1 protein-coding gene is annotated in these 593 nt (G+C 39.1%); it reads left to right on the forward strand.

Translation table 11 applies throughout. The features are described 5' to 3' along the window. The coding region (locus tag DW800_RS19495; RefSeq protein ID WP_243634933.1) for a recombinase family protein at positions 1-438 on the forward strand (438 nt) is incomplete at its 5' end. Positions 439-593: the final 155 nt, after the last annotated feature.

Consider the following 593-nt stretch of genomic DNA (forward strand, 5'->3'; position numbering starts at 1 on the left):
CTTCTCAAGAGGATGAAGAAAGGCGACACTCTAATCATAACAGAAATCAGCCGATTAGGAAGAAACCTGATGGGTATTATGTCAATGCTTCACCTCTGTATGATTAAGGAGACTTGCGTTCTTACTGTCAAGGAACGTTACGAATTAGGTAATAACATCAACAGTAAGGTATTGGCATTCGCTTTCGGTTTATCCGCTGAGATTGAACGTGATTTGATCAGTCAGCGAACCAAGGAGGCCCTTGCTTACAGAAAAGCTGCAGGAATACGACTTGGTCGGAAAAAGGGGGATAAAAACACGCATTACAAGCTTACAGGAAAGGAACCTCTCATTAGAACTATGCTCGAATATGGTTATTCAAAGGCAGCCATATGTCGTAAGCTTAAATGTAACCCTAAAACATTGGATGACCATTTGCGGAGAATGTCAAAAAAATAATGTCCTTTTTGAAGGCTACATCCATATCTATCTTTGCATTGACATTCTGTGTCAGTGGAAAATCCCGAATTGGCAGTATGTTTGACATAGGCTTACTTACTTTTGTGGTTGTCTGACAATTTGATGGTTATAAATAAAGTAATAAAATGGGTATG

This window comes from Bacteroides sp. AM32-11AC (assembly GCF_003603515.1).
Lineage (GTDB): Bacteria > Bacteroidota > Bacteroidia > Bacteroidales > Bacteroidaceae > Bacteroides > Bacteroides uniformis.